We start from the raw sequence: 26,029 nt of genomic DNA on the forward strand, positions 1-26,029 counted from the left end.
ATTTCCTTCTTTCTTTTCTTCTCAACAGTTTCTCAGTTAACTATCTCTCGGAAGAACCGTGTGATCTATTGCCTGCAGACGGAACAAAAAACATGCGACAATCTCTCTAAGGATTGCCACACGTTTATATCCTGTCTAAGCCTTTCGAACCATCAAAGGAACCAAAAATTCGTAATTGATAAAGAAATCAATCACTGATCGATGGTACTCCCCAGAAGAAACTTCAAGCATTGTTTGGTTTTTCTGATTTTTGGAAATGATCATGGATTGTCCTTTATCTAATAGAACTTGGTATTTTTCTTCTCCAATTTTTTCAAAATCATATTGAGGATTTTTCATCGCTACGATAAAGATGTCATCTAGTACCTGGTCAGTCAATTCAAATTGACTTTGAAGATTCAGATGTAACGGTTGGGTGTTATCTAGTAAGGTTTGCTTGACTAAGAAACCTAAGTGACGTGCATGAGCTAATATTTGGTTGAACTTATGATTGAAAATAGTCAGTTGACCAGCAGAGAATACCCGTTCAACAGACCAATAACGAATCAAAGATAACACACGGTCATCCTGAACCGTGATTTCCATCGTTTCTGGTGAAACTTCCAATAAGTTGAGTGATTCCACTTGGTATCGTTGATCAATCGTCGGAAGAACAAAAGAAAATACTAATTGATTGGAATCATTCAAACGATAGTTGATCGAAAAATGTCGTGTTTCCCAAGTATCATAAGTGGTATTAGAGAATTTCAAACCAATATCATTTAAAGGTTTTAGCAACTCATAAGTAAAGTATTCAATCAAACTTGTCTTACCAATCGGGGAAATAGGTTCTGCTTTTAAGATATAGCGTTCAAAAGCATCTAATAATTGTGAAAAGTCCGATTCAAGTAGATATTTCCGTAAGCGTAAATCCGCTAATTCTGCCTCTGCTGTTTCAATCAAAAGAACAATGTCTTGATGGTCTTTTTCTTTTGTTTCTAAATAGACTTGATTTTCCCTCGCTTCATGTGGATGACTGGATTCAATTGCCTCTAATTGTTCAGAAGTGACCTGTTCATTTTCATCAAGCAAATCATCTTCAGAAGCAGAGTGATTGCTGGAGTTTTCAGGATCTGTTTCTATTGCTTCTTCCGCCACAGTCGTTTCTGCTAACGATTGTGCTTCCAGCTCTTCATTTTTTTCTAACTCTTCATGCTCATTCATTCCTCTACCCCTCCCTCTTGCATCGATACTTCTGGGTTTTTATGTGGGTCAATATTTCCTAAGTAATTCATTAGGAAATGATGGATGGTTTGACTGAACCCTTCTATCCCACCGAAGTAGCGATTGATTTGTCGTTGTTCTTTTTCAACGATCGCTGCACGTAATTGATTCGCTTTTGCTTCGTTAAGCAAAGCAGCTTTTTGATTTTGGATTTTTTCAGGTGCTTCAAGATAAGGCATCCAGCCTAATTTTTCATTCGATAATGCTTGTTTTTGTTTTTTTAGTTCTTGGATTTCTTCATCAATTTTTTTCCGATTTAAAAATCCTTTAGTGTCATCCAGATCAGATATTTGGCGATCCACTTCTTTTAATTCTTCATCCAGACGATCGATCTCGGCTTTTGCAGTGATGACTTTAGCATCAAGTTCGTTAATTTGTTGACTGTAGTCATCCGGTTCCTGGTTTGCATAGGTGCCCCACTCTTCGTCAATTTGGGGCAAGACGAAAATTTCCGGTAGACTAGCATCGATGCCAATTGTTGGCCTTTCGTGATAATACGTACCGATCTTGTAATAACTCATCGTAGGAGAAATCTTTTCGACTAGCTCCATAAATGGAAATTCTTGAATAAAGCGATCATGGATTTTCCGCATTAATAGCTGATCGATTTCATGGTTTTCATTCGAACTTTTTTTCAATTCCTCATTTAAATGACCATTATACAGTTGATAGATTTCTGGAATGTTTTCTTCACGAACAGCTCTTTCAAATGCTTGTAAATCCTCTAACAGTTGAGATAGATTCGTACTAGCTTTTTCTTTGATATCAAAAAAAGTAGTGTCATCTTCTTGCTGAATGATGATTTCTTCGTTATTTTCTTGTGGTGTTTCTTTCATTTTGATTACCTCCTCACAGTTATCCACTTTCTTGGACAGAAGCACAATAGGTTGAGTTTACTTACTATTGAATTGATAATTTAATAGTACCATTTTATAGAAAAAAATGTTACAAAGGGCTTCCTCCTCTATGTATCTTTTAATCAATATTCATTGATTATCCACCGTTTTGATAAGGTCTGATTATTGTACTTTTACTATTGAATAATCTTACGTATCGAGAGTAAAACAAAAGAGTGGAAAGAGGATTGAAGCGACCTCCAAAAGTTAGATTCTAACTTTTGGGGGTTACTACAGATCCCCCCACTCTTTTTCACTCAGTAATTTTTTTATTTTTGAGGCAGATCTCTGGTTGTGAAGTGAATGCGCTGATTTTCATCACGAGATAATAGTGTTTCTTCATTCAAATAAGTAAACTTCATCTCTTCTAAATCAGTATTTTCGAGCATTTTTTCATAACCGGTAAAAATCGAACGGATATATTGTTTATATGCGTTTTTCTTTTTCTGTCTTTTTTTCATGTGACACCTTCCTTATCAAAACTATCATACCAATGAATTTAAGATGAAACAAGCCAGATTTGAGATTTTATCTGTTGTTTTAATCCGGTGTTAGTTACTAGTTGACGAAAATCAAAAAAAATGAAAAAATGCTTTAGTACTTAAGGAGGGAATCTCGTGAAAAAAATCGGTTTTGATTCAGAGAAATATATCGAAGAACAATCAGCATATATCCTTGAACGAGTGAATCACTATGACAAATTATATTTAGAATTTGGAGGCAAATTGGTCGATGATAAGCATGCCAAACGTGTTTTGCCTGGCTTTGAAGAAGATGCAAAAATCAAATTGTTACAAAAATTAAAAGACCAAGCAGAAATCTTGATTTGCGTCTACGCTGGAGACATTGAACGTAATAAAATTCGTGGGGATTATGGTATCACTTATGACATGGATATTTTACGCTTGATCGATGAAATGCGTGGCTACGGATTATCTATCAATAGTGTCGTCATTACTCGTTACAATGGTCAGCCAGCTACGAATGTCTTCGTCAATAAATTAGAAAGACGTAATATCAAAGTCTACAAACATTCAGAAATTGAAGATTATCCAATTAATGTTGAAAAAATCGTTTCTGAAAACGGCTTTGGCAAAAATGAATATATTGAGACCAGTAAGCCAATCGTTGTTGTTACTGCTCCTGGACCTGGTAGTGGCAAACTAGCAACATGTTTGAATCAGCTTTATCATGAAAGCCAAAAAGGACAATCAGCAGGTTATTCAAAATTTGAGACCTTCCCTGTTTGGAATGTCCCATTGAAACATCCACTAAACATTGCCTATGAAGCTGCCACTGTGGATTTAAAAGATGTCAATATGATCGATTCCTTCCATTATGATGCCTATGGCAAGGTTGCTGTAAACTATAATCGAGATGTTGAAACCTTTCCAGTAATCAAACGGATCATTGAAAAAATCACTGGTAAAGAATCAATCTATCAATCCCCTACAGATATGGGTGTGAATCGTGTGGGATTCGGAATCGTTGATGATGAAGTTGTGCAAGAAGCTTCTCGACAAGAAATCATCCGCCGCTATTTCCAAACAGAATGTGATTTCAAAAAAGGATTGATCGATGAGGAAGCAGTAAATCGAATTAAATTGATCATGGAAGAAGTAGGTCTTCAACCTGAAGACCGTCAAGTGGTATTGCCTGCTCATGAGTATGCAAAAACTGTTCAAAATGACAGCAACGATCCTTCTGCGGTGATCGCGATCCAATTACCTGATGAAGTGATCATTACAGGACGCACCAGTTCTTTAATGAATGCTTCTGCTGCCGTCATTTTAAATGCGATCAAACATTTGGCACATATCTCAGATAATATTCCATTGTTATCGCCACTTGTTCTAGAACGGATTCAAGGGATGAAGTCTGCCGCACTGCATTCTTCCGTTGATACATTGAGCCTAAATGAAGTACTGATTGCTCTTTCAATCAGTGCGGTAACCAACCCTATCGCTCAAGTAGCTTATGACAAACTTGCTGAATTAGATGGTGCTCAAGCTCACTCGACAGTCATCGTCAATAAAAATGATGAACAAACGTTGAAACAATTAGGTATTGATATCACAAGTGCTCCCTTCTATCCATCGGAAAATTTATTTTATCAATAAGCATTGTTTCTTTATAAACAAATAGCTGAATAAACTCTTAAAAGATTTTATTTAAATTGCACCTGAAAAAGTGCAACTGATAATCTTTTAAGAGTTTTATTTTGTTGTATCCGTTTCAATTGAAATGTATGCGTTTCAGTCTAAAAAAGCGATGATAATCTTAGCAAAAAATTAGTATTTTAACGATAAAACGTGTAAAATTAAACGGAATTTTGATTAGGAGTGATAGTTTGAGTCAGATTTTAGGAATTATTGGATTACTTTTTATTTTTAGCCTTGCTTTTTTGATTAGTACCAACAAGAAAGCCATCAAAGTAAAACCTTTACTATTGATGATCGTGTTGCAATTTATTTTTGGTTTTATTTTGTTACGAACGACTTTTGGTACAGCAGTCGTTTCCATGTTAGCGAAAGTATTCGATCATTTACTGGCGTTTGCAGGTGAAGGAGTCAATTTCGTTTTTGCTGGGGTAGCCAATAAAGGCAGTGCGCCGTTTTTCTTAAATGTTTTGATGCCGATTGTTTTTATTTCTGCAATCATCGGGATTTTGCGTTATATCAAGATCTTGCCATTATTCATGAAGGCAGTTGGATTGGGTTTAAGTAAAATCAATGGTATGGGGAAATTAGAATCTTACAACGGTGTTGCTTCAGCAATACTAGGTCAATCTGAAGTTTTTATTTCAATAAAAAAAGAATTGCCTTTCTTATCTGAAAAACGTTTATTTACCATGAGCGTTTCTGCCATGTCGACTGTTTCGATGTCGATCGTGGGTTCTTATATGGCGTTGATCGATTCTAAATATGTAATTACTGCGCTGGTATTGAACTTATTCGGTGGGTATATCTTGGCCTCCATCGTTAACCCCTATGAATTAGAAGAAAAAGAAGATGAGTTGATCATTGAAGAAAACAAAGAACAAACTTTCTTCCAAATGCTTGGAGAATATATTCTTGACGGCTTTCATGTAGCGATTACAGTAGCTGCTATGTTGATTGGATTCGTTGCTCTTATTGCTATGATCAATGCCATTTTTAGTGGAATCTTTGGGATCTCTTTCCAAGAAATTCTTGGTTACATCTTTGCTCCACTAGCATTTATCAGCGGGATTCCTTGGAAAGAAGCTGTGGATGCGGGTAGTATCATGGCGACGAAACTTGTGACAAATGAATTTGTTGCGATGACAGAACTAGCTACTGGGAATCTGCATTTTACTGAACGTACAACAGCTATTTTATCTGTCTTTTTAGTATCTTTTGCTAACTTCTCTTCCATTGGAATCATTTCGGGTGCTATGAAAGGTCTAAATGAAGAAAAAGGAAACTTAGTTGCGAAACATGGATTAAAAATCTTGTTGACTGCCACATTAGTCAGCTTTTTAAGTGCGATCGTCACTGGTTTACTAGTCTAAATGATTAAATTTAATTGAACTGTATATTTAAAACACTCTCTTTGCTCTTTAGACGATTTTCTAAAGACTCAAGAGAGTGTTTTTTATAAGTCAAAATTTATTGTCGTCCACCTGGAATATCTATGCGAAAAGAACAATTGCTAAAAGAAACTTTCTCGTGTATCGTTTAATAAAAGAAATAAAGGTTTAAAGGAGATTCATGATGAACAAATGTTATGTATTTATTGGTCCTTCTGGTTCAGGAAAAACTTCCATTGCTAATGCTCTTTTTGAACTAAAAGAAAAAATTGTCACTTCGACGACTCGTCCTCCTCGAAAAGGTGAAACCGATCAAAAAGATTACTATTTTCTCTCTGAAGACAAATTTGAACAGTTGATCACTGAACAGGCATTTGTGGAATGGGATGAATATGCGGGACATAAATATGGTTCAACTAAGAGGGAGATTGCTCAAAAGTTGAAAAATGGTGATTGTTATACAATTTTAACAGCTGCTGGTTTTTGGGCACTCTTCCATGCATTTGGGAAACAGATCCAACCAGTATTTGTGACTATCGCTAAAAACAAATTGAAGCAGCGTTTAGAACAACGTGGAGATGCTCCGGATCAAATCAAAAAAAGGCTCGCTCTTTTTGAGCAAGACACGAAGGAATTAGATGAGTTAAAAAAACTACCAAACCTCATTGTTTTAGCAAATAATGAAGGGTTAGAAGCCACCAAAAACCAATTTAAGCGACAAATAAAAATGCTCAAAGAATGATCTTATTTTGATAAACAGGATTGATTAGCAAAAAAATCTCTCACTAGCTTCAAAACATAAACTAGTGAGGGGAATCAAACCAATTTTTGTCGTTCTGTATGTCCAATACCACAAATCAGCGAATGTAATTCTTCTACTTTAGAATACATGCGTAACCAATTAGTCGGCTGGTCTAATAATAAACTGAGCAGTTCTAAATGATGGACCAATGTCCATTTTTTCAATACACCTAAACCAGGAAATTTTTTTTGTTGTTTCAAAGAAAGCAGGGCTAATATACCCGTTGTAATCAACAGTTGATCTTGGTTCCTCAATACCCACTGTTGCATTTTTTCAACAGCTTCAAAAAACTTTAGTGCTTGATCCTTAGCTGAATCGTTCGTATCAGAAATAAAATGTTTTACTCTGAGATTACCATATGCATCAACATAGGTCAGATGAAGTGCCAATGCCCGACTAGGAAAGCCTTTATCAAAATAGCGACTTCCTTCAATCGTAAAATCTGAAAAGCCATGATTCCCCTCTTCTTTAAAAAACAAATAGTCGTCGCTAAAAAAATCATCTATTTTTTCGCTATAATCTTCTACGTGTTTTCTTGGTTTAAAGGCTTCTTTTATGATGATTTTGTTTTCTGGTAACCAGATATGGAACCGACTATGGTCTGGTAACAAAAAATGAGTATCCATTTTTGAAAGTTCTTTCCATATTTTTGGATCACGCGGCTGATGTTGTCCATCAAAAATGATCAATTTAGGTGGTTGCTCTATGATCTGTTGGTAATTATCGGACGTGCTGATCATTGCATGTTGAATGGAACTATTTTCTTTTTCTTCCCATAAATGTAAATGTTCATCAAAAAGTTTGAACTGACCCACTTGGGGATTATCGATGATGATCAGCGGGTGATTTGCTTTTTGGAATAACTCGACAACGTTTTTAAAGGTAGCTGAATCACGAACTGGTTCAATGATGGGAACAACCTTTTTGGATAGTAGATTCTGTTGAATCATTTCTTTTAATGCTAAAAGATCAAACTGTTTCCCTCTCAAATAAGGATAGTACATGCTTATTCACTCCAATGGCTCTGTTGGCAAGCGTCTAACTTGCTGCTTTTGTCGCAGATTCTCATAGTCTTGCTGTAAAGCGCTGATTTCTGCTTGTAAATCTTGGATCGCTTGATTTTCTGTTTCTTCAATAAAGCGTTCATAGTAACGCTCTTTGGCAAATGGATCTTGAGAATCTGAACGTTTTTTTAATTCTTTATACAACTGATCAGTTGGAAAATATTTGACGCCTCGTTCCATCTGTTTGGCTTTTCTTACTTCTCTAAATAATGAAGCCATAAAACGGTTGAGCAGCGCCTCTTCTGCCACTGCTAACGGTTGCTTCATTGCTTTTTTAGCAATAATGAATGTACCAGAAGCTGGCATCTCTTCTGCTATCCCGTAAGGTCGATAAACTAAAACACCGATACCAGTGGGGATTTCAGCTTTGACTTCATCAAAAAGTGTTTGAGGTAATACAAAATAATTGTAATTCCCGACAAACGATAACTTTGCAGTGGAACGAAAGTCCGCTTTTGATACTTTCAACTCATAGCAACGCCACTCTCTTGTACCATCAAACTTTGTGAGACAACTTAACGTATCCACGATACCATGGTCGTCAGGCATGGTCACCTCTTCTACGACAATGCCCCCTTGTTCGATACAGTATTGATAAAGAGAAGTTTCCATCTCGATCGTTAAAGGAGTTTTCAATCCCTCCACCTCCGAACATATTTTCGCCTACCCATTCTACCTTAGATCCAACAAAAAATCTATCGTTAATTATTATTTGAATCGTTTACTTAAAAATATTTAGAATTAGTTTTTGTTCAATTTGATCCTACTAAATGAACGGGACAAAACATCGTCACGAGGTAGCTGACAGCCAGAAAAAAACAGTCGAGTCTAAATTTTTCTTAGTCCCAACTGCTTTTCTTCAACTGACTATTATTGATAACATGGCGGTAAATAGAATTTTTGATGATTTTCAAAGATTTCGCCAATTTGAAAGAGCAAGTCTTCTCGTCCTCTGGCAGCCATGAATTGGATACCCAAAGGCAGACCTTCCTCACTAATATGTGTGGGTAAACTGATTGCTGGTTGTCCCGTCAAATTTGCCAGTTGGGTGTAAGGCGTGATCTTTAAACTTTCCTCAAACATTTCAGAAATTACTGCTAAACTTTCTTGTTCGTTGCATTCGTTGATTCCAGCCATTTTTGCCCGAATTTCATCGCTTTGAAGATCAGTGGAAATTTCTGGAGCAGTAAATGCTGTTGTCGGCGAAAGAAAAAGATCAACAGTTTGAAATAGTTCTTCCATTGTGATTGCTGCATAATCCCAAACATGAAGCGACTGGATATAGTTCGCTGCAGAAACCTTCTTGCCGTATTCTAGTAGTACCCAAGAAATCGGTTCAAGTTCATTTTGAGCAACCGACCGTCCTAACCCAGATTCAATCGAGTGAATCATACTAGCTGTTTCTGCTCCATTCATTTGATAATAAGACTGAATCAAGGCTCTTCCATCAAGAGGGTAATTGATTTCAATGATTTCATGGCCTTCTTGTGCTAAAAATGTCACCGCATTGGTCACTGATTGTCGTGCTTCATCGCTGATTTTTGTGTGGATCGGTGATTCTGTGCAAACAGCGATTTTCAACCGTTTTTTTGGTGGATGCTCTTGCCATTCCGCTGGCGAAACTTGATAAGGCGCTCCTGAATGGATACTTCGCAGTCCTGCAAATAAAGCTTTGGTGTCTCTCATAGAAATGGTCAAACCAAAATCAATCGCTGCTCCTTGCCAACCTCGCCAAGCATGAGGACCAACTGGCATCGTTCCTCGTGAAGGTTTTAAGCCAATCAGACCACAAAAGGAAGCAGGTATGCGAATTGATCCTCCACCGTCACTAGCACCAGCGATCGGTAAAATGCCAGAAGCAACAACGGCTGCTGCCCCACCACTTGAACCACCTGGCGAATGCGCAAGATTCCAAGGATTTTTAGCTGAACCATAAAGTTGTGGGTCGGTGATATTCTTAAAACCAAACTCTGGTGCATTCGTCTGCCCCAGTGGGATAAGACCAATTTTTTCAACTTGCGAAACAAAATTTGAATTTCTAGATGAGCGATGAGTTTGAAAAAGCTTTGAGCCTGATGTAGCTAACCAACCTTGCTTTTCCTGTCCTAACATTTTCAACGGGAAAGGTAAGCCGCTTAAAGGCTGTTCATCCTTTAGAATTGGTGCCTCATCTTTAATCGGTTGATCTGTTTCAAAAGTAACGAACGCATTTAATTCTGGATTTAATTTTGCTACTTTTTGGCTAACCTCTTTGACTAATTCCTTGTAACTGAACTGCTTCTTTTTTAGACCCTTCACGATCTCCATGCCATCTTTCAAGTAAATCCCTCCTTTTATTTGTCATACCTTTGTGCCATTTTCTCATATTTCTATTCAACAAACAAAAAGAATGATTACGCTTCATGTTAGAAACGGTGGTGCTATTATCGGTAATTATATACACCTATTGAATCCTAATAGCTAAGGTACTATTCATGGCAAACCAACGAATAGACTAAAAGCTAATCACCAGTTATTATTCTAAAACCACCGGATCGCATAAAAATAAGCCAAAGATTTCCAAAATAAGAGAAACTATGTTTGGATTCTTTGGCTTATTTTTTATTGTTGTCTTTTATTTCATCACTTAGAGAATCGTTAACGATTAGATCGTTTTTAGTTTCCCTCTAAATTCATCGATGGTTCGATACCCTTTTTCTGTCATGATCTGTTCGAGTTCTTTCGTGATCCGATCAAAAATTTTTGGTCCTTCTTTGTGAAGTTCGGTACCGATTTGTAGCATAGTTGCTCCACATAATAAATGTTCAAAAGCATCCTGTCCATTCCGAATGCCTCCAGTACCAATAATTTTGATCTCTGGTTTCAAGCGAGTATAAAAAGCACGGACGTTCGCTAAAGCGGTTGGTTTCACATATTCTCCACCAAGTCCACCGAAACCCTCTTTAGGTTTGATCACGACCGCTTCTTTTTGAGGATCGATATACAAACCATTGCCGATACTATTAATAGAATTTACATAAGTTAAAGGAAATTGATTCAAAATTTCAGCCATTTGATCAAAATGCGCCAAATCAAAATATGGGGGCAATTTGATTCCTAATGGTTTGGTGAAACGGGCAAAAACTTGTTGCAATAAATCTTCCGTCGCCTCAAAATCATAGGCTAACTGTGGTTTGCCAGGAACATTGGGACAAGAAAGATTCAATTCAGTGATTCCTTGAAAGTCACTCTTTTCAATCATTGTCAACATTTCCAAATTTTCTGCTGCACTCATGCCTGCAATAGAGAAAAAGAGCGGTTGTGTCTGCTGTTTTTCATAGTTCAATGCATAATCTAAGTAATAATCAAACCCTCGATTGGGTAATCCCATGGAATTAATACTTCCAAGAGGCACATCGAAATAACGGGGTTCTGGATTTCCAGCACGTTCATTCAATGTACAACTCTTTGTGATAAAAGCACCAGCATTGGATTGTTCTAATTCAACTAGTTCTGTCGTTGTCATGCAATGAACACCAGAGGCATTCATAAAAGGGTTAGCAAAAGTATGATTAAAAAAAGTCGTTTCTAAGGTCAAGTCATTCTCTCCTTTGATGAATCATTTTTTCTAGTTTATCATCAAGTCAAGCAAAAGCAAATAGGATCAAGACAATTAATCATCATTTTCAGTTGCTAAAACTTCTCCCGTTTGACTATTAAGTTTCACTTGAGTACTCTTATTGCCGTTTTTCACTTTCACTTCCCAGTAGGTGGTACCAAGTTCTTTACTAAGATCCCAGTCAGTGGCTGTTCCCCCACCCACTTGTTTTTCAGCGATCTTTGCTGCTTCTTCAATACTTAGAAGTTTACTTGTGTCCAGAGCATCTTCTTGTTTCTTCTGACCATTTTGTTCATCTTGATCTAAACGCTCAGGATTTTGTTTTTGGATTTCTTCGTTTGCTGCATTGATCTTCATTTCGTATTCATTTTGATCATCAACACCATCAATTTTATAGAAGAAATTTCCCCAACTACTATCTAATTCTAAACTGGTAATCGCTGCATTTGGATATTCTTTTTGAAACAACTCAATCGCTTTTTGTGCAGATACTTTGATCTCTTTTGTTGCATTCGTCCCAGAATTCATTGTTTGATTTGATGCTTCGGTTGAAGAAGTTGTTTGTTGTCCAGTACTTGTTGATGTAGTCGCTGGCGCTGTCGTTGATTCTGGTGTAGCCTGATTCGATTGACAACCTGCTAATAATAGTAATGAGAATAGACCACAAAAAATAACATTAGTTTTCATAAAATTTATTTCCTTTCTTGAATAAAAATCACTTTAATTTAAGTATACACAAGTAAAGTTGTTCTGTCATTTTTGAACAAATCAATCATTAAATAGCAAAAAAAGACAAGACTAAAAAAGTAATCAGTCTTGTCTGAAAAATCAAAATAAGAAAAAAATTGTCTCCGCTTCTACGAACAAGCAAAACGTGTTTTAAGTAAAAACGCAGTGCTTCCTTTCAATTGCTAATATGTAATACCTTTATTGGCTGCTATTCTCAGTTTCAGAAATGTCAGGTACGATCCAGTAATTATCTTTATTATGACTATTGATATATGTACGGAATTTTTCTGATTGGTAGGCTTTCTTAATCGCTTTTGCCCAATCCGTTTTTTCATTTTCTTTTGTCACAGCAGCTACGATTTGTAATTCAGGCACCATTTTTTCTAGCTCGATCAAATGAAGTTGTTCTCGAATTCCTGCATATTCAACTGTGCTTCCAGGTATGACTTCAAAATCAAGGTCATCCAACACGTGTGGTAAAGTGTTCGTGTCCATCTCTTTGATATTTAACTGATAGGGGTTATTTGTGATTGCTTTTGCAGTCAAGTCGGTACTTTTCACTTGTTTATCCACTTGAATAAAACCAGCTTTAGCAAGAACTGCATAGGCTCGTGCTGCATTACTCGGATCTTGGGGAATCCCAATCATCATTCCTTTTTTCACCTCTTCTTTACTTGTATATTTGGAAGAGTACAAATTACACGGAACAGAGGGTGTAGCAACTAAAGGAACTAAATCAGTCCCATTCTCCTTATTGAAAACATTCATATAAGCGGAGTGTTGAGCAACATTTACATCAATCTTTCCTTCACCTAAGGCAGTATTTGATTGGATAAATTGAGAAAATTCAATTCGTTTAATCGTATATCCTTCCGATTCTAATATAGGTGCAATCGCATCATCAAATAAATCGTTATACGGTCCTCCAGTTACCCCCATGACAATTTCATTTTTTTTCTGAGCGTGTGATGATTGATCTTTTGAATGACAACCACCCCCAATGAGAACCAATACGAACAGACAGACTATAGTCACTATTTTTTTCATGAAGTTTACTCCTTAATATTTAATTTTATGATAAAGATAATTTCCCAGAAATTGGATACTGTTTATTAAAACAATTAAGATAACTACCGTTACAACAATCATCCCACTATTAAATCGTTGATATCCTTGGGAAATAGCTAAATCCCCGATTCCTCCTCCACCAACAGTTCCCGCCATAGAAGAGGCATTAATTAGTCCAATCATTGAATTAGTAATGGCTAATATAATCGCCGGTCGAGCTTCAGGTAGAATAAAGTAAAGAATGATTTCCAATCGGTTTGCCCCTAAAGTTTTGGCACATTCGATAATTGTAGGAGGGATTTCTAGAATGGCTTGCTCGATTAAACGGCCCATAAAGGGAACAATATATAACGTTAACGGGACAATAGCAGCAGTTGTTCCAATGGAAGTTCCAACAACTAAGCGAGTAAAAGGCAAAATAGCCACCAATAAAATGATAAATGGCACTGAACGCAAGATGTTGATAAGCGTCTGTAACACCGTGTACATAAGAGAATTAGCTAAAACACCTTGTTTTCTGGTCTCTGCTAATAGTATGCCTAAAGGAACTCCTAAGCCGATAGCGAACACCAAAGAAATACTGACCATATAAATCGATTCATAAGTTGCTTTGAGAATGATCTCTGATGAAAGTATTTCAAACATCAACGGTCACCTTCTCATAACTAATTAGTTGGTCAATAAATTCATTATCAGGAATTTTATTCGTTAGAAAATACATCGCAAAAAAACGTTCTCCGCTAATATGTATGGTTTTGATATCATAGACCGTCCCCTCCATTTTACTTTCTTGAAAACGAGCATAATTTGTGGCATTCATCAGGAAGTAAAGGACATAATTAAAGGAAATCGATTCTTTTTTTGGATACTTAGGATAAATCATATCGGCTAAAAATTCACGAACTAAATTGCTTTGAGGGCTTAAAAACATTTTTTTGGTTGTTGCCTGTTCAATAACTTTTCCTGAATCAATGACAGCCACTTCATCACAAATTTCTTTTATCGCCTCCATTTCATGGGTGACCAAAATGATGGTGGTTCCTAGTTCCTCATTCACTTTTTTTAACAAATTTAAAATACTTTTTTTAGCGGTTGGATCAAGAGCGCTAGTAATTTCGTCGCATAATAAAAGCGAAGGCTCCGTTACTAACGCTCTAGCAATCCCCACTCGTTGTTTCTGCCCACCAGATAAATGGGAGGGATATGTACTTTTTTTCTCTATCATCGATACATAACGTAAAACGTTTTCAATTCTTTTGTCGTATTCCTGCTTATTGACTTTGCTAAATCTCAGAGCAAGTCGAATGTTATCAGCGACAGTTTTTGACTGCAATAAGGCATAATGTTGAAATATTGTGCTGCTTTTCACATCTTTTGATAGAGATATCTTACCTTTTGTTGGTTGATCTAATCCGTTTATTAAACGAATCATTGTACTTTTTCCTGCACCACTTCGTCCAATGATACCAAAGATTTTACCTTTTGGTATAAATAAATTGAGATCATTTAGGATCATAGTACCTCCAAAAGACTTTGAAACGTGTTCAAATGAAATCAAGCTCTCATTCCTTTCCGGCGCATTCATATAAAAACTTTAACTATGTGGGAATTAATAGAAAGACGATAAGAATCCTTAATAATTAAGTCTTTTTATGTAGTAGATGCGCACATCTATATTTTAATTTCTTCTTTTCGAATTAAATATAGCATGGAAAAATAGCCATGTCGAGACTAATATGTGATTTTAATCACATGAGCATTGATAAAAAGCGAGAAGCAGAATGTTCCTTTCTTACACTTGATGAAAACAGTGATCAAGCAATGAACTACCCCGAAAAATAATCAAATGCAGTGGAAATGCAGTGGCGACAAAAAAATAAAGCTAAAAACATCAACAGAACAGCTCTGTATCTATGTTTTTAGCTTTGTATGTATTCAATTGGCGGGAATGTGTAGGAATCGAACCTACCCAAGAAGCTCTTAACTCCTCATACTGGTTTTGAAGACCAGAGGGAACACCAGAACCCATCCACTCCCCTAATAAAAACATTCTAACATTTTTCGTTTGTTCAATCAATATCAAATGCTAGAATGTTTGCAGTTATAAAAGACTGGACTAGCTTTAATTTCTGTTAGACGTTCTCTTTTTATTTTACTAGGATACGTTGCGGTAAACGTTTCATAAACCAAGCAACGAGTAAACAAGAAAGCATCTTATCCACAATATTTCCTGCAACAGTTGCCCAATAAGTTGCAGTGATCATTTCTTTACCGGAAGCCTTGAAAGCAAAAATGAGGATGTCCGTTCCTGAACCGGTAAAACCACCAAATAAAGCTAAACGGATCGGCACACCGATCATTGGACAAACAACGGCTAATAGTCCCCCTGCTATTAGCGCTTTTTTATAAGAAAATCCATTCTTCGCTAGTAAAGAACAGATAATTGCTACAACAATATTTACGAATACAAAAGGAACAGCCAACGGCCCACTGATGATCCCCATTAATAAATTAGTGGCAATCCCAGTCATTACCCCATAACTCATACCAAAATTGGTTGAAATATAAATCGTTCCCATCGTATCTAAAAATAATAAGGGGATTTTCATTAGTGAAACAGCCTCACCTAAAACAACATTTAAAACAACGGCCATTGCACATAAAGTCAATATTTTCATTTTATTATTCATCGTTTACTTTTCCTTCTAAAAATAGTTTTAATTTCTGATATAAATCGCCTTGTGATTCTTCTGTATACCAAGTTGGAACTTCAAAATAAGGATTAACAATCCCATGATTCTTACATAATTCAAAATACTCTTCCATTAGTACGCCTCGCTGTGCTGAGATGGAACAATTAGGACTTTCATTGATCCCGATGATTCCCAAATAGCGATAATCATTCGCTTGATACTCTTTGATTTGTTGAATGACTGGTTGCAACATACTTTGACATTTTTGACGATAGCCTGGTATAGCAACATATTCTTGATAAGTCATTGGTGGTCTCTCTTTTCCTAAGGTCAAAAATTCAGGACAAGGCAATTGTAGCAACGCAACGCCTTGATTTAATAAAGAAATGGCCAAAGGAAAAGCACCACGAGCCCGTTCCCATCCAGGTATCACCGCATGTTGATTCAAGATGCAGTGTGAAACAACCACAAATTCTCTCTTTAATTTCATGTTATTTCCTCACAAAAAATCTTTTCTAAACTGACGAACACCTGATGAAGTTCTTCTTCAAAAATTGTGCGCATATCTAAATAGTTTCGCTCATTTTTTACCCGACTAATCACTGGAACAATTCCTTTTCTTAGTCTTCGTTGCAGCTCTTCCGCATGCCATCGCTTACTTTTTACTGTTACTGCATAGGTAGGTAATAAGCTTTCTGGATACGTTCCACCACCAACCGTACTATAATCTTTTTCGATAGCGACTTCGAGTTGATCGATTTTTTTTAACTTTTCAGCTAATATTTGGGCTCGATTCAAACAATTTTCGATCTTATCCGATAGCATTTGCAAAGTAGGCAAGGATCGAATGGCTTCTTCTTCATCAAGATAAAGTTCTAAAGTTGCTTCTAGTGCACTTAGAGTCATTTTATCGACTCTTAATGCACGCAGTAGCTGATTTTCTTTCATCCTCTGAATATACGTTTTTTTACCTACGATAATTCCGGCTTGTGGTCCGCCTAATAATTTATCTCCACTAAAGGAGACCACATCACACCCTTGCTCGATTACTTCTCGAACAGTCGGTTCATACGGTAAGCCAAAGCGTCGCATGTCAATGAGTAGACCGCTACCCAGATCATTGATTAACGGGACTTGATGTTTTTGTGCTAAGAGAGCTAACTCTGATAAGTGAGGAGTTTCTGTAAATCCAATGATTCGATAATTACTGGTATGGACTTTTAAAATCGCTCCAGTTTCAGAAGTCAAAGCCTGTTGGTAATCTCTAATATGCGTTTTATTGGTTGTTCCAACTTCTCTAATTTTTCCACCTGTTGCGGTAATTACCTCTGGAATACGAAAAGACCCTCCTATTTCAACAAGTTCCCCTCGAGAAACCAATACTTCTTTATCAGTAGCCAAAGTATCAAGAATTAACATAACAGCTGCTGCGTTATTATTCACCACTAAGACGTCTTCTGCTCCAGTAAGTTTTTTTAGAATATGCGTTAAATGATTGTATCTAGTACCTCTGTTGCCACTAGTTAAATCCATTTCTAAATTTGAATAGGAAAAACTTATTGTCTTTAATTGTTCCTCAATTTTCTTACTAAGTAAGGAACGTCCTAGATTTGTATGCAGAATCGTACCGGTCCCATTAATTACTTTTTGTAACGAATATGTTCGTTGTTTCACTTTTTCAATCACTCGAATACAGAGTTCTTCAATCGCTGGAGGTAACACTTCTTCTTTTAAAACAGTTTTTCTAGTTTGTTCTAAAACACTTTGTACCTGTTGTTTGACTACTCCGTAAGAATACTTCTTTTCTAATATTTGCAATTCAGGAGTTTTTAATAAACGATCCACTGAAGGCAAATCTGCTAATCGTCGTTGTATTTCTCTAGCCATCGTTTACCTGCTTTCTATCGTTTTGCAATTATTCTCAACGCCTTTATGGTTTTTTCTATTTCTTCTTCTGTTGTAAAACGGGATAAGGATACTCGAACAGTTCCAGTATTTTTAGTTCCTAAATCTTGATGTATTAGCGGTGAACAATGGTAGCCTGAACGTGTGGCAATGCCAAACTCTTCCCACAGAATGTCACTGATTAAAGCTGATTCTGCAGATCTGATATTCAACGAAAAAACGTCTATATGCTCTTTCGTGAAATCTCCATAAAACGTTAATTCTGAAATCTTCGTCGCTTCTTGGTAGAAGTAGTTTCCCAATGATGGTGTCTCTTGGGACATTAGCCAACCTACACTGGCTGCTAATCCAGCAATTCCTGGCACATTTGCTGTCCCAGCCTCCAACATTGCTGGCAATTCATCCGGCTGCTCCTTAGAGAAGGACTTCATACCATCACCACCAGTTATTATCGGTGTAAGTTTCAGTTTTTTGTGAATACAGATGCCCCCAGTTCCTTGTGGTCCATGTAACGCTTTGTGTCCAGTGAAACAAGCCGCTGCGACCTTCCCATCACTTAAGTCAATTGGTAGATGACCAGCTATTTGAGAAATATCTAAGATTAAATACAGCTGATGTTTGTGGCAAAAACGTTTTATCCATTCAATATCTAAAAGATTCCCTGTCACATTACTTGCATGATTGCAGACCACTACTTTGGTTTTTGCGTTTAATTTTTCAGTAAATTCTTCATAATTCAACTGTCCAGTGATCGGATGACTACTGATAATGTCGTAGGAAACGCCTAGTTTTTCTAATTGATAGAGTGGTCGCAGCACGGAATTGTGTTCCCAACTTGTGGTCAATACATGATCACCAGCTTGAACGAACCCTTTTAATACTGCATTAAGAGCAATAGTCACGCTTCCAGAAAAAATAATTTCATATAAATCCCCGGTATGAAAAAAATTTTTTAATGTATCTCTTGCCATTTCTATTAATTGATATGCACGAATGGAATAGCTATGAGCGCCACGAGCTGGGTTGCCATACCTCTCACTTTCAAGCACATCTAGGATTGTTTGTTTCATACAAACCGGCTTTTGGACTGTCGTAGCTGCATTATCTAAATAAATAGTCATACTAGTCTCCTTCTTGTTTCCCTAAAATCCGATAATTTTCTACTCGTTTCGTGATGCCGAGTTTATCGATTGATTCTAGAATAAGCATGGAAGCTTTTCGGCTCGAGTTTGTCATATCACGAAAATCAGCCAGTGTCATTTTCTTGTTTTTCTTGATATAAGTCCGGATTTGTTGAATAGCTTGTTGGTAAATCTTTCCTGACAGAACATATTCGTGGGTTAAAAAAACAGCACTGTTGTCATCTAAAGCTTCCAATACTTCTTCAGCATTTTTGTCTAAAAGGGCTAACTCTTCTTTTTTTATCGGCATATAACCACTGTTTTTTAGGTAACGTTCAATTTTTTGTTTGGCGACTTGTTGATAGCTATTAAATTGTACTTGAAAATCATAAACAGATAATCGTTTCTGTTGTTCTTTGATTACGTTGAATTTTTTTAATAATTGAATCAAGACGAAAACTTCTTTTTCGGTCAAGCCATTTCGTATTTTAGAACGAAATTCTTCTAAAGGCATACCATCCCGTAGACGATATTTTTTGTGATACTCTTCTAAGATCTTTTGTGCTTTTCCTGCTAATTGTTGGTATCTTTCATAAAGTAAAAACCCACAAGAGGTAAAGAAGATTTGACTTTTATCCTGTAGTTCTTCTAATGAATGGCTTAGTTGATCAAGGGTGACACCCAGATAGGTCAACAATTCTTTTTCTACTGTAAATGGCTGTTTCTTATTTAACATAAAATCAATTATCATACTGTTTAGATTGCCATTTTCTTTCGCTTTTAAGCTTTCTAAAATCGCCTGCTTGAATCGTCGATGTTTTTTTGGAACGGCGTTTAAGACTTCGCCTCCAGCAATCGTATGCATGGGTGAATAAGAGCGTAGAATAAAACGATCTTTTTCTTTTACAGAAACTTTTTCTTCTAATCTTAACTGCAAAAAGCCTTCTTCGTTTGGCCCAATCCAATCTAATCCTAATGGAACAGTACGAGCCATTATTTCTTTTGTTCCGATCAACACTCTAACCCGATCCCATAGATTAATTCCCCCATCCGTCCCTGCCAAGCAAGTTACCTTAACATCCAACATCCAGCTTTCCTCTAAAGAATCCGCGGTTGATAGAACATCCCCGCGCGTGACTTCTTCACGGGTAATGTTTGCTAAATTGATAGCAGTTCGTTGTCCAGCATATGCTTTTTGAACGTTATTTTCATGTACCTGCAGATTTCTTATCCGAACTTTTCGCTTATTCGGGTAGAGATAGCAGTTTTCTCCAACGGTTAGTTCCCCTTCCAGCAAAGTGCCTGTAACTACTGTACCGAAGCCTTTTACACTGAAAACCCGATCGATATTTAACCTTGGTGTTCCACTACTTACTTGTTCTGATGTTTGCTCCGTGTAGGCTTCGATTTTTTTTAGTAATTGTTTGATCCCTTTTCCGCTAATGGCATCGGTTTCAATTATTTCCGCTTTTTCTAAAGGCGTGTGAAGTAATTGATCACGTATATCTTCGATGACTAGTTCTTTCAATTCAGCATCAATCGTATCAATTTTAGTTAATACAATTAAAAAATGGTGGATTCCTAATAAATTCAAAATATCAATATGCTCTTTTGTTTGAGGCATAATTCCTTCACTAGCATCAATGACTAATAAAATAAGATTAAGACCAGGTAGTCCAGCAACCATATTTTTAATAAATTTTTCATGGCCAGGAACATCTACGAAACCCACACGTTGTTGATTTGGTAAATTTAAGTAAGCAAATCCTAGATTAATCGACATGCCCCTTTTTTTTTCTTCTTTTGTTGTGTCAGTATCTATTCCAGTCAGCGCTTTGATCAATGTTGTTTTTCCATGATCAACATGCCCAGCTGTTCCAATTACAATATTTGCCATTTCTTTTACCCCTTATAATAAGTAATACGTTACATCCAATCCAACTTGAAGCGCTTTATAAAAACCTTCTGATGACACATTATTTTTAGCTAAAATATGACGTATCTGATTTTCAGCTTCTAGCGGAAATTTTAAAGAAAAACCACAGCTAAGATATATTTTTTCGGGTGTAGGAATGATTCTTACAGATAGTTTAGCTGATTGGCACATCAGCTCAGCTCTCATTGCTTCACGTGTCGAATGAAATAATACCACTCCATATGACTTCATTGTTTACTCCTTAAGGTTTGATGATTTTTTTAGATTGTCGCATCATTTCAACAATATGATACATATTGGTCACTTCACCGACTTTACATTTTTCACTGAGATTATAATAGTTAAGACAGGCTCCACAAGCATAAATTTCTATCCCATTTTCCGCAAGAATCTGTAAATCCTCCAAGGAATCCGAGTTGTCGCTTACTAAATGGACCCCACCATTGTAGAAAATGATTTTTTCGGGCAAATCAGGTTGTTCGGTTAAAGAATAAATAAACATTTTTAATAATTGTTTCCCTAATTCTTTCGACCCTTGCCCCATCGTATTCGTGTCGACAACAACTATATAATTGTCTTCAATATCATTTTCTCTTGTAAGTTCTTGTTCATAAATAGAAGCTACCTCTCCTTTTTTCTTGGAGATACGTACAGTAAACGATTGTGCATCATTTTGCTCTACTTGATAATCATAACCTAGTTGTCCCGCCATTTTTTTTAGGTTTTGTGCAGCAATCTCATTATCGACAGTTGTTTCTACTGTATCGTTTTCTTCCAAAGCCTTCTTTGTTTCAATCACTGGAAGGGGACATACTTTTCCCAATGCGTTAATTTTAACCATTTTGATTCTCCTTTCCATGTGTAGTTAATCATGGGATCAGTTTGTTAGACTAATCGAACAATTTTTTTCTTAATAAACCATGATTTCTGCTGTCTTTTTTTTCGTAACAACGCCAAAATCTTTGGCTAAGATATTGGCTGATTTCAGCTCTTCTTCTAATTTTTTTGCTTCTTTAGCCGGGATACTTACCAATAATCCTCCAGATGTCTGTGGATCATATAGCAACTCTTCGATTCCTAAGTCATCGACATAAAAGGCCATCTTTTTTTCCATAAAATTACGGTTTCGTTGTCCTCCAGCAGTAAAAAGAAAGGCTTTTGCTCCTTCATAAGCTTCTTCAAAATATGGCAGTTTTTCTGAATAGATTTCAGCTGAAAAATTGTCATGTAACATTTCATGAAGATGTCCTGCTAACCCAAATCCTGTTACGTCGGTACAACTAGTGATTGGATATTTTCTGATGATAGCCATCGCATATTTATTTAAGGTTTCCATACTTTTTGTTGCTTTGGCAAACCCTTCTTTGGTTATTGCCCCAGCGCTATAACCAATGGTAATAATGCTTACACCTAGAGGTTTTGTTAAGATTAAGTGATCTCCTTCTTGACAAGTATTATTTTTGTAAATATTGTTTGGATGAATTGTGCCAGTTACAGAAAGTCCATATTTGACTGAACGGTCATGGATTGAGTGCCCACCTGCTAAGATTCCACCTGCTTCTTGAACTTTTTCAGCCCCACCTCTTAAAATCTCTTTTAAAACCTGTAGTTCTTTTTCTTCAGGAAAAGCAACAATATTTAAGGCAGATAATACATCCCCTCCCATCGCATAAACATCACTCATCGCATTGGCAGCAGCAATTTTGCCAAATAAATAAGGATCTGTCACCATAGTAGGAAAAAAGTCTAACGTTTGAATAACTGCTAATTCATCGGTCAATTTAATAACGGCTGCGTCATCTGTTGCATCAAAGCCCACTAACAATTTTTCATCTTGGGATTTAGGGAGGTCTGCTAGAATATTCCCTAGATTTCCAGGACCAATCTTAGCGTTACATCCACCACAAATAATTAATTGTTCGATTTCTTTTTTCATTGGCATCCACTTCCTTTTCATATAGTGTAATAATTGATGACTTTTCCTCTGCCGCTTACTGCTTCATTTTCTATAGTTACACCAACAATCAGAAAATAGCGGGCAAATCATTAAAATAACTATGCTAGTTTGGTGTACTAAAAATGAAGAAGTGGCTGTACAGTTCTTTCCACTCCTTCACATTTTGCTACTAGATTAAGCTTTTCTATTTTTTAGAAAACATTCCTTTTCGCATATATGTAATTCCTGAGTAAATAATTACAGCAATGATTACCCAAGTCAGCATATTCAAATCTAAGCTTGTGACGAATTTAACAGCAATAATTACCCCAATCACTCCACCAATCGTAATTGCCAAACTAACTTTACGCGCATAATCACCAGATTTAATAAAGTTACCTGAAGCAACGGGCATCAATCCTGCACAAGAAGCCATCATAATGGGAAAAGCAACAAGTGGACTTAATCCCAACATGTATACTAATGCCATACATGGTGCATATAAACCTACGCCAATCGTCATTAATGCACCTAAAAGGAAATTACCGATGACGCCGATGATTAGCTTAAGACCTGTTAAAGCAGTTGCTTCATTTCCAGAGCCTAAGAGATCCAGCATTCCAGCTTGTTTTAGCCCCATTAAAATTGCTGTCACAATCAAAGCAAGTCCCATAAAAAACTGCACCTTTTTTTCAGGTAGCTTACTGACTGTTTTCGAACCCACAAACGAACCCACAATTGCTGCTGCAACTAATGAAAACAGAGTAATGGGTGATACTTTAACAACAGTAATGAAAATAAAAGCTTCAATGATTACCGGAATAGAGTGTGCCACATTGAGCGTTCCTGGTAATTGTCGATCGTTATCTAATTGCTTGGTAAATTCTAGTAACATGGTTGTTGGCGCAAAACTACCAATCCCTAATGTATCTAAAAAATCGGTAATTAACCCAATCGTTCCAGAAATAAGATAATTTCCTCCACCCCAATTTCCTTTATTTGCAAGTAAGTCGAGAACAAAAAAGAATAAGAAATAGAGTAATAAAACGCTTAATAAACCCAACAGTAGTTGTACCATGATACCTCCTTAATAGTAAGCAGAGTTTTACTAACCCATCATTTTTTGTGTAACCATCTGTAAATGGCTAGGACTAGATAATTTAATTCACATTTTGGATGGTTATACCGTGTATTTTAATCAAGTAAAAATCCATTTTTTAATGAGTCTTTAGGATCGACAAGGAATTGATTAAATCCTGTAATATAAGCAGATCCTGTCACTTTGGGAATAATCGCTTGATAATTTCCTACACGTGTTTCCTTTGTAATTTCTCCCTTAAACATCGTTCCTAAAATACTTTCATAGACAAAACTTTCACCAATTTTTAACTCATTTTTTGCATACAAAGTTGCTAATTTAGCACTCGTTCCCGTTCCGCAAGGTGAACGATCAACTTGTCCATCCCCGAATACCACGACATTTTGATAAGTAGCTTCAGGACTTTTAGCAGGACCATAAAATTCGACTAAGTCAACGGTTTTAATATGTTTTAATCGGGGATGTTGGATCTCGATATTTTGATTAATCGCTTCGCGGATTTTTAGACCTGCTTCAGTAAATCTTGACGCATTCTTCGGCTCAATTGTTAAACCAACTTCTTCGGCTTTTAATATGGCAAAAAAACTTCCGCCAAAAGAAATATCCACATGAACTGTCCCAATATCGGGCACACTCACTGCCACATTTTCTTTATATAGAAAGGATTCCACGTTTTCAAAAGAGACTGATTCCGCAGAGTAATCTTCATCCAGACAAACCTCTCCACAAACAATCCCCGCAGGTGTATCTTGCGTTACTTTAACCACACGGGTGCCTTCTCCTACATCTACCCAGCCCAATTCTACAGCTGCTGTCATTGCCGCAATGGTGTTGTGACCACACATATTTAAATAGCCGCCAGAATCCATGAAAATAATCCCGTAGTCTGCCTCATCATGAACCGGTTCACAAATAAAAGCCCCGAACATATTTTTATGCCCTCGTGGTTCATGCATTAGCATTTTACGTAAATCATCTGCTTGTGTTTCCAGGTATATTTTTTTATCCGCCATCGTTTTTCCATGAAATTTAGGAATGCCTCCTACAATTAACCGAGCGGCTTCACCAGCTGTATGGGTATCTACTACTGATATCATTTTTGATACTTTCATACTAACCTCCACGTTACTTCAATTTTTGATTATCTTTACGCATCTTTAGTTTTATAAAAGCGAGCGCTTTAACTGCATCATAGAAAGTGATCGTATTTTCTCCAACCACTTCCGTTTCAATCCCTGCTTGTGATTTATTAAAATCCAGCACATATTTTGTATAATCATTTTCTACGACAAACTTGGCTTGTTTCCCAATAAATTTGAGCCCAATAACACTGATGCCACGACAACCTATTTCTTCTAGGGTATTGGCAAAATCGATGTCTGAATTTCCCCAACCATCTGTTGATAAAACAACGCCATCTGTAGCCATCGCTTCTAGCCAAGTAGCTGTTCGTTGTCCGACTAGATGCTTCATTTCATTGCTTTGAGGCGTGCCAATAATAATAACACCTTGGAAATCAATGTCAGGATCTTTGCTTAAAACATCCAGTAAAGGATCTTTAAAAAGGTGCATCGAAGTTTCTTTAGTTGATGGTCCTATTCCCATAAAAATCCCCTTTTCTAACAATTAAACCATTGAACGAATGGCACCATCACGATACTCATTGGCAGATAAAAAGATGGGCATATTATTCATATCGATAATCGAATGACCACCCTTAAACCCACTAGGTTCATCTGGAAATAATAACATATCGTACATCGCACCTTGGCCAGCTACCTGCTTGACCAACGTCACTTTTGGCTTTCCCGGATTTCTTTTTTCTTCATAGATATGTGTTTCCGTTGCTTCCTTACCATCTAGCAACTTTAATTGTTCTCGGATTTCCTGCAGATAATTGTCAACTATCCGAAACAATTTTAAACATAACTCACGATCGAAAGGTGTTCCTTTCTTGACAAGTAAGTCAATCAAAATAATGTAATCCTCTGCGTTAGGTGTGCCCGGTCGATTTAAAAATAAATGATCACGCAATACACCATCAGAAGAACCAAACTCATGGAGCTGTTCACCCTCATCGATTGTGCCGGTCATTATGACCGACACTCCTGTTAATGTATGGGTGATACCCGTCCCCAAAACGCCTAATACTTTAGCAGAAATTGGTAAAATATCCATGATAGTATTTGTGTTGAGGTCTAACTGATGGGGCTCTAACAATCGGATCGTCAAGGATTTGACATCCTCACACAGACAATCAAATTCAGTTTTTATCTGTAGTTGATTGTGATCAAGCTTAAATTGATTTCCTATGGAAACTTTTTCCATATGGAAAACTTTCATTTTTAATGTTTCTCCTTGCATGCTGA

Annotated in this window: 26 protein-coding genes and 1 tRNA gene; 3 read left to right on the top strand and 24 right to left on the bottom strand. The window is 36.7% G+C overall.

From position 1 onward, the window contains the following. Positions 1-135: 135 nt before the first annotated feature. The 3 genes from IGJ11_RS06515 to IGJ11_RS06525 form a co-directional block, all read right to left on the bottom strand. Positions 136-1,203, bottom strand: coding sequence for a hypothetical protein (locus IGJ11_RS06515; protein ID WP_034697961.1), 1,068 nt, complete (start codon positions 1,201-1,203; stop codon positions 136-138). Continuing rightward, on the bottom strand, positions 1,200-2,099 hold the full coding sequence (locus tag IGJ11_RS06520; RefSeq protein WP_207432181.1) for a viral A-type inclusion protein: 900 nt from the start codon (positions 2,097-2,099) through the stop codon (positions 1,200-1,202). Before IGJ11_RS06520 ends, IGJ11_RS06515 begins: the two co-directional genes overlap by 4 nt. Positions 2,100-2,428: 329 nt before the next feature. Beyond that, entirely contained in the window at positions 2,429-2,620 is a 192-nt protein-coding gene (locus IGJ11_RS06525; RefSeq protein WP_010719153.1) for a hypothetical protein, read from the bottom strand. 156 nt (positions 2,621-2,776) lie between these two features. Between IGJ11_RS06525 and IGJ11_RS06530 the strand changes: the two genes are divergently transcribed. From IGJ11_RS06530 to IGJ11_RS06540, 3 genes are all read left to right on the top strand, one after another. Further along, positions 2,777-4,279: a DUF1846 domain-containing protein gene (locus IGJ11_RS06530; RefSeq protein ID WP_010737583.1), complete on the top strand. Its 1,503-nt coding sequence runs from the start codon at positions 2,777-2,779 to the stop codon at positions 4,277-4,279. Positions 4,280-4,509: 230 nt separating this feature from the next. Then, positions 4,510-5,691 carry a NupC/NupG family nucleoside CNT transporter gene (locus IGJ11_RS06535; protein ID WP_010719151.1) on the top strand — a complete coding sequence of 394 codons (1,182 nt, stop codon included), beginning with the start codon at positions 4,510-4,512 and terminating at the stop codon, positions 5,689-5,691. Between the two features lie 202 nt (positions 5,692-5,893). Next, positions 5,894-6,451, top strand: a complete 558-nt coding sequence (locus tag IGJ11_RS06540; protein WP_081127600.1) for a guanylate kinase — start codon at positions 5,894-5,896, stop codon at positions 6,449-6,451. Between the two features lie 74 nt (positions 6,452-6,525). Here IGJ11_RS06540 and IGJ11_RS06545 read toward each other — a convergent pair whose 3' ends face one another. The 21 genes from IGJ11_RS06545 to prdD all read right to left on the bottom strand — a co-directional run bounded on the left by IGJ11_RS06545 (position 6,526) and on the right by prdD (position 26,024). After that, on the bottom strand, positions 6,526-7,515 hold the full coding sequence (locus IGJ11_RS06545) for a sce7725 family protein (protein WP_207432179.1): 990 nt from the start codon (positions 7,513-7,515) through the stop codon (positions 6,526-6,528). A gap of 6 nt (positions 7,516-7,521) precedes the next feature. Beyond that, positions 7,522-8,211: a hypothetical protein gene (locus IGJ11_RS06550; protein WP_010719148.1), complete on the bottom strand. Its 690-nt coding sequence runs from the start codon at positions 8,209-8,211 to the stop codon at positions 7,522-7,524. Positions 8,212-8,445: 234 nt separating this feature from the next. After that, positions 8,446-9,894, bottom strand: coding sequence for an amidase (locus IGJ11_RS06555; RefSeq protein WP_207432177.1), 1,449 nt, complete (start codon positions 9,892-9,894; stop codon positions 8,446-8,448). A gap of 325 nt (positions 9,895-10,219) precedes the next feature. Then, positions 10,220-11,152: a dihydroorotate oxidase gene (locus IGJ11_RS06560; protein ID WP_010719146.1), complete on the bottom strand. Its 933-nt coding sequence runs from the start codon at positions 11,150-11,152 to the stop codon at positions 10,220-10,222. Between the two features lie 75 nt (positions 11,153-11,227). After that, the gene (locus IGJ11_RS06565; protein WP_207432175.1) at positions 11,228-11,860 is read right to left on the bottom strand and encodes a PepSY domain-containing protein; all 633 of its coding nucleotides are present in this window, start codon (positions 11,858-11,860) and stop codon (positions 11,228-11,230) included. 240 nt (positions 11,861-12,100) lie between these two features. Beyond that, positions 12,101-12,949, bottom strand: coding sequence for a MetQ/NlpA family ABC transporter substrate-binding protein (locus tag IGJ11_RS06570; protein WP_207432166.1), 849 nt, complete (start codon positions 12,947-12,949; stop codon positions 12,101-12,103). Between the two features lie 12 nt (positions 12,950-12,961). After that, the gene (locus IGJ11_RS06575) at positions 12,962-13,615 is read right to left on the bottom strand and encodes a methionine ABC transporter permease (protein ID WP_010719143.1); all 654 of its coding nucleotides are present in this window, start codon (positions 13,613-13,615) and stop codon (positions 12,962-12,964) included. Next, positions 13,608-14,486 carry a methionine ABC transporter ATP-binding protein gene (locus IGJ11_RS06580; protein WP_051641753.1) on the bottom strand — a complete coding sequence of 293 codons (879 nt, stop codon included), beginning with the start codon at positions 14,484-14,486 and terminating at the stop codon, positions 13,608-13,610. Before IGJ11_RS06580 ends, IGJ11_RS06575 begins: the two co-directional genes overlap by 8 nt. Before the next feature lie 424 nt (positions 14,487-14,910). After that, a tRNA-Sec gene (locus IGJ11_RS06585) sits at positions 14,911-15,007 on the bottom strand. A gap of 110 nt (positions 15,008-15,117) precedes the next feature. After that, the gene (locus tag IGJ11_RS06590) at positions 15,118-15,660 is read right to left on the bottom strand and encodes a CD3073 family putative ECF transporter S component (protein WP_438772457.1); all 543 of its coding nucleotides are present in this window, start codon (positions 15,658-15,660) and stop codon (positions 15,118-15,120) included. Next, entirely contained in the window at positions 15,653-16,153 is a 501-nt protein-coding gene (locus tag IGJ11_RS06595; RefSeq protein ID WP_034697986.1) for a CD3072 family TudS-related putative desulfidase, read from the bottom strand. The genes IGJ11_RS06590 and IGJ11_RS06595 overlap by 8 nt, the downstream gene beginning before the upstream one ends. After that, positions 16,150-17,550 carry an L-seryl-tRNA(Sec) selenium transferase gene (selA, locus tag IGJ11_RS06600; RefSeq protein ID WP_207432164.1) on the bottom strand — a complete coding sequence of 467 codons (1,401 nt, stop codon included), beginning with the start codon at positions 17,548-17,550 and terminating at the stop codon, positions 16,150-16,152. The genes IGJ11_RS06595 and selA overlap by 4 nt, the downstream gene beginning before the upstream one ends. Before the next feature lie 14 nt (positions 17,551-17,564). Beyond that, entirely contained in the window at positions 17,565-18,689 is a 1,125-nt protein-coding gene (locus IGJ11_RS06605) for an aminotransferase class V-fold PLP-dependent enzyme (protein ID WP_438772458.1), read from the bottom strand. 1 nt (position 18,690) lies between these two features. Continuing rightward, positions 18,691-20,586 carry a selenocysteine-specific translation elongation factor gene (gene selB, locus IGJ11_RS06610; protein ID WP_251849139.1) on the bottom strand — a complete coding sequence of 632 codons (1,896 nt, stop codon included), beginning with the start codon at positions 20,584-20,586 and terminating at the stop codon, positions 18,691-18,693. Between the two features lie 12 nt (positions 20,587-20,598). Further along, a complete protein-coding gene (locus IGJ11_RS06615) occupies positions 20,599-20,856 on the bottom strand; it encodes a DUF3343 domain-containing protein (protein WP_010737598.1) in 258 nt (85 codons plus the stop codon). Between the two features lie 10 nt (positions 20,857-20,866). Beyond that, on the bottom strand, positions 20,867-21,466 hold the full coding sequence (yedF, locus tag IGJ11_RS06620) for a sulfurtransferase-like selenium metabolism protein YedF (RefSeq protein WP_034697998.1): 600 nt from the start codon (positions 21,464-21,466) through the stop codon (positions 20,867-20,869). Between the two features lie 69 nt (positions 21,467-21,535). Further along, on the bottom strand, positions 21,536-22,567 hold the full coding sequence (gene selD / locus IGJ11_RS06625; RefSeq protein ID WP_080704582.1) for a selenide, water dikinase SelD: 1,032 nt from the start codon (positions 22,565-22,567) through the stop codon (positions 21,536-21,538). Positions 22,568-22,766: 199 nt separating this feature from the next. After that, positions 22,767-23,639, bottom strand: coding sequence for a sulfite exporter TauE/SafE family protein (locus IGJ11_RS06630; protein WP_010737601.1), 873 nt, complete (start codon positions 23,637-23,639; stop codon positions 22,767-22,769). Between the two features lie 116 nt (positions 23,640-23,755). Next, on the bottom strand, positions 23,756-24,772 hold the full coding sequence (locus tag IGJ11_RS06635) for a proline racemase family protein (protein ID WP_088762853.1): 1,017 nt from the start codon (positions 24,770-24,772) through the stop codon (positions 23,756-23,758). Positions 24,773-24,785: 13 nt separating this feature from the next. Next, complete coding sequence (locus IGJ11_RS06640; RefSeq protein ID WP_063627132.1) at positions 24,786-25,265, bottom strand: glycine/sarcosine/betaine reductase component B subunit; 480 nt, start codon at positions 25,263-25,265, stop codon at positions 24,786-24,788. Between the two features lie 21 nt (positions 25,266-25,286). After that, complete coding sequence (prdD, locus tag IGJ11_RS06645) at positions 25,287-26,024, bottom strand: proline reductase cluster protein PrdD (protein WP_063627133.1); 738 nt, start codon at positions 26,022-26,024, stop codon at positions 25,287-25,289. Positions 26,025-26,029 lie beyond the last annotated feature (5 nt).

This window comes from Enterococcus sp. DIV0691, from assembly GCF_051711145.1.
GTDB lineage: Bacteria > Bacillota > Bacilli > Lactobacillales > Enterococcaceae > Enterococcus_B > Enterococcus_B hirae.

Excerpts from the sequence above, each read along its gene's own strand:
- IGJ11_RS06545 (WP_207432179.1), bottom strand. The coding sequence starts at position 7,515 with ATGTACTATCCTTATTTGAGAGGGAAACAGTTTGATCTTTTAGCATTA.
- IGJ11_RS06580 (WP_051641753.1), bottom strand. The coding sequence starts at position 14,486 with ATGATCCTAAATGATCTCAATTTATTTATACCAAAAGGTAAAATCTTT.
- IGJ11_RS06640 (WP_063627132.1), bottom strand. The coding sequence starts at position 25,265 with ATGGGAATAGGACCATCAACTAAAGAAACTTCGATGCACCTTTTTAAA.
- IGJ11_RS06630 (WP_010737601.1), bottom strand. The coding sequence starts at position 23,639 with ATGGTACAACTACTGTTGGGTTTATTAAGCGTTTTATTACTCTATTTC.
- IGJ11_RS06605 (WP_438772458.1), bottom strand. The coding sequence starts at position 18,689 with ATGACTATTTATTTAGATAATGCAGCTACGACAGTCCAAAAGCCGGTT.
- yedF (WP_034697998.1), bottom strand. The coding sequence starts at position 21,466 with ATGGTTAAAATTAACGCATTGGGAAAAGTATGTCCCCTTCCAGTGATT.
- prdD (WP_063627133.1), bottom strand. The coding sequence starts at position 26,024 with ATGCAAGGAGAAACATTAAAAATGAAAGTTTTCCATATGGAAAAAGTT.
- IGJ11_RS06565 (WP_207432175.1), bottom strand. The coding sequence starts at position 11,860 with ATGAAAACTAATGTTATTTTTTGTGGTCTATTCTCATTACTATTATTA.
- IGJ11_RS06570 (WP_207432166.1), bottom strand. The coding sequence starts at position 12,949 with ATGAAAAAAATAGTGACTATAGTCTGTCTGTTCGTATTGGTTCTCATT.
- selA (WP_207432164.1), bottom strand. The coding sequence starts at position 17,550 with ATGGCTAGAGAAATACAACGACGATTAGCAGATTTGCCTTCAGTGGAT.
- IGJ11_RS06515 (WP_034697961.1), bottom strand. The coding sequence starts at position 1,203 with ATGAATGAGCATGAAGAGTTAGAAAAAAATGAAGAGCTGGAAGCACAA.
- IGJ11_RS06615 (WP_010737598.1), bottom strand. The coding sequence starts at position 20,856 with ATGAAGTCATATGGAGTGGTATTATTTCATTCGACACGTGAAGCAATG.
- IGJ11_RS06595 (WP_034697986.1), bottom strand. The coding sequence starts at position 16,153 with ATGAAATTAAAGAGAGAATTTGTGGTTGTTTCACACTGCATCTTGAAT.
- selB (WP_251849139.1), bottom strand. The coding sequence starts at position 20,586 with ATGGCAAATATTGTAATTGGAACAGCTGGGCATGTTGATCATGGAAAA.
- IGJ11_RS06520 (WP_207432181.1), bottom strand. The coding sequence starts at position 2,099 with ATGAAAGAAACACCACAAGAAAATAACGAAGAAATCATCATTCAGCAA.
- IGJ11_RS06635 (WP_088762853.1), bottom strand. The coding sequence starts at position 24,772 with ATGAAAGTATCAAAAATGATATCAGTAGTAGATACCCATACAGCTGGT.
- selD (WP_080704582.1), bottom strand. The coding sequence starts at position 22,567 with ATGCCAATGAAAAAAGAAATCGAACAATTAATTATTTGTGGTGGATGT.
- IGJ11_RS06590 (WP_438772457.1), bottom strand. The coding sequence starts at position 15,660 with ATGAATAATAAAATGAAAATATTGACTTTATGTGCAATGGCCGTTGTT.
- IGJ11_RS06540 (WP_081127600.1), top strand. The coding sequence starts at position 5,894 with ATGAACAAATGTTATGTATTTATTGGTCCTTCTGGTTCAGGAAAAACT.
- IGJ11_RS06575 (WP_010719143.1), bottom strand. The coding sequence starts at position 13,615 with ATGTTTGAAATACTTTCATCAGAGATCATTCTCAAAGCAACTTATGAA.
- IGJ11_RS06525 (WP_010719153.1), bottom strand. The coding sequence starts at position 2,620 with ATGAAAAAAAGACAGAAAAAGAAAAACGCATATAAACAATATATCCGT.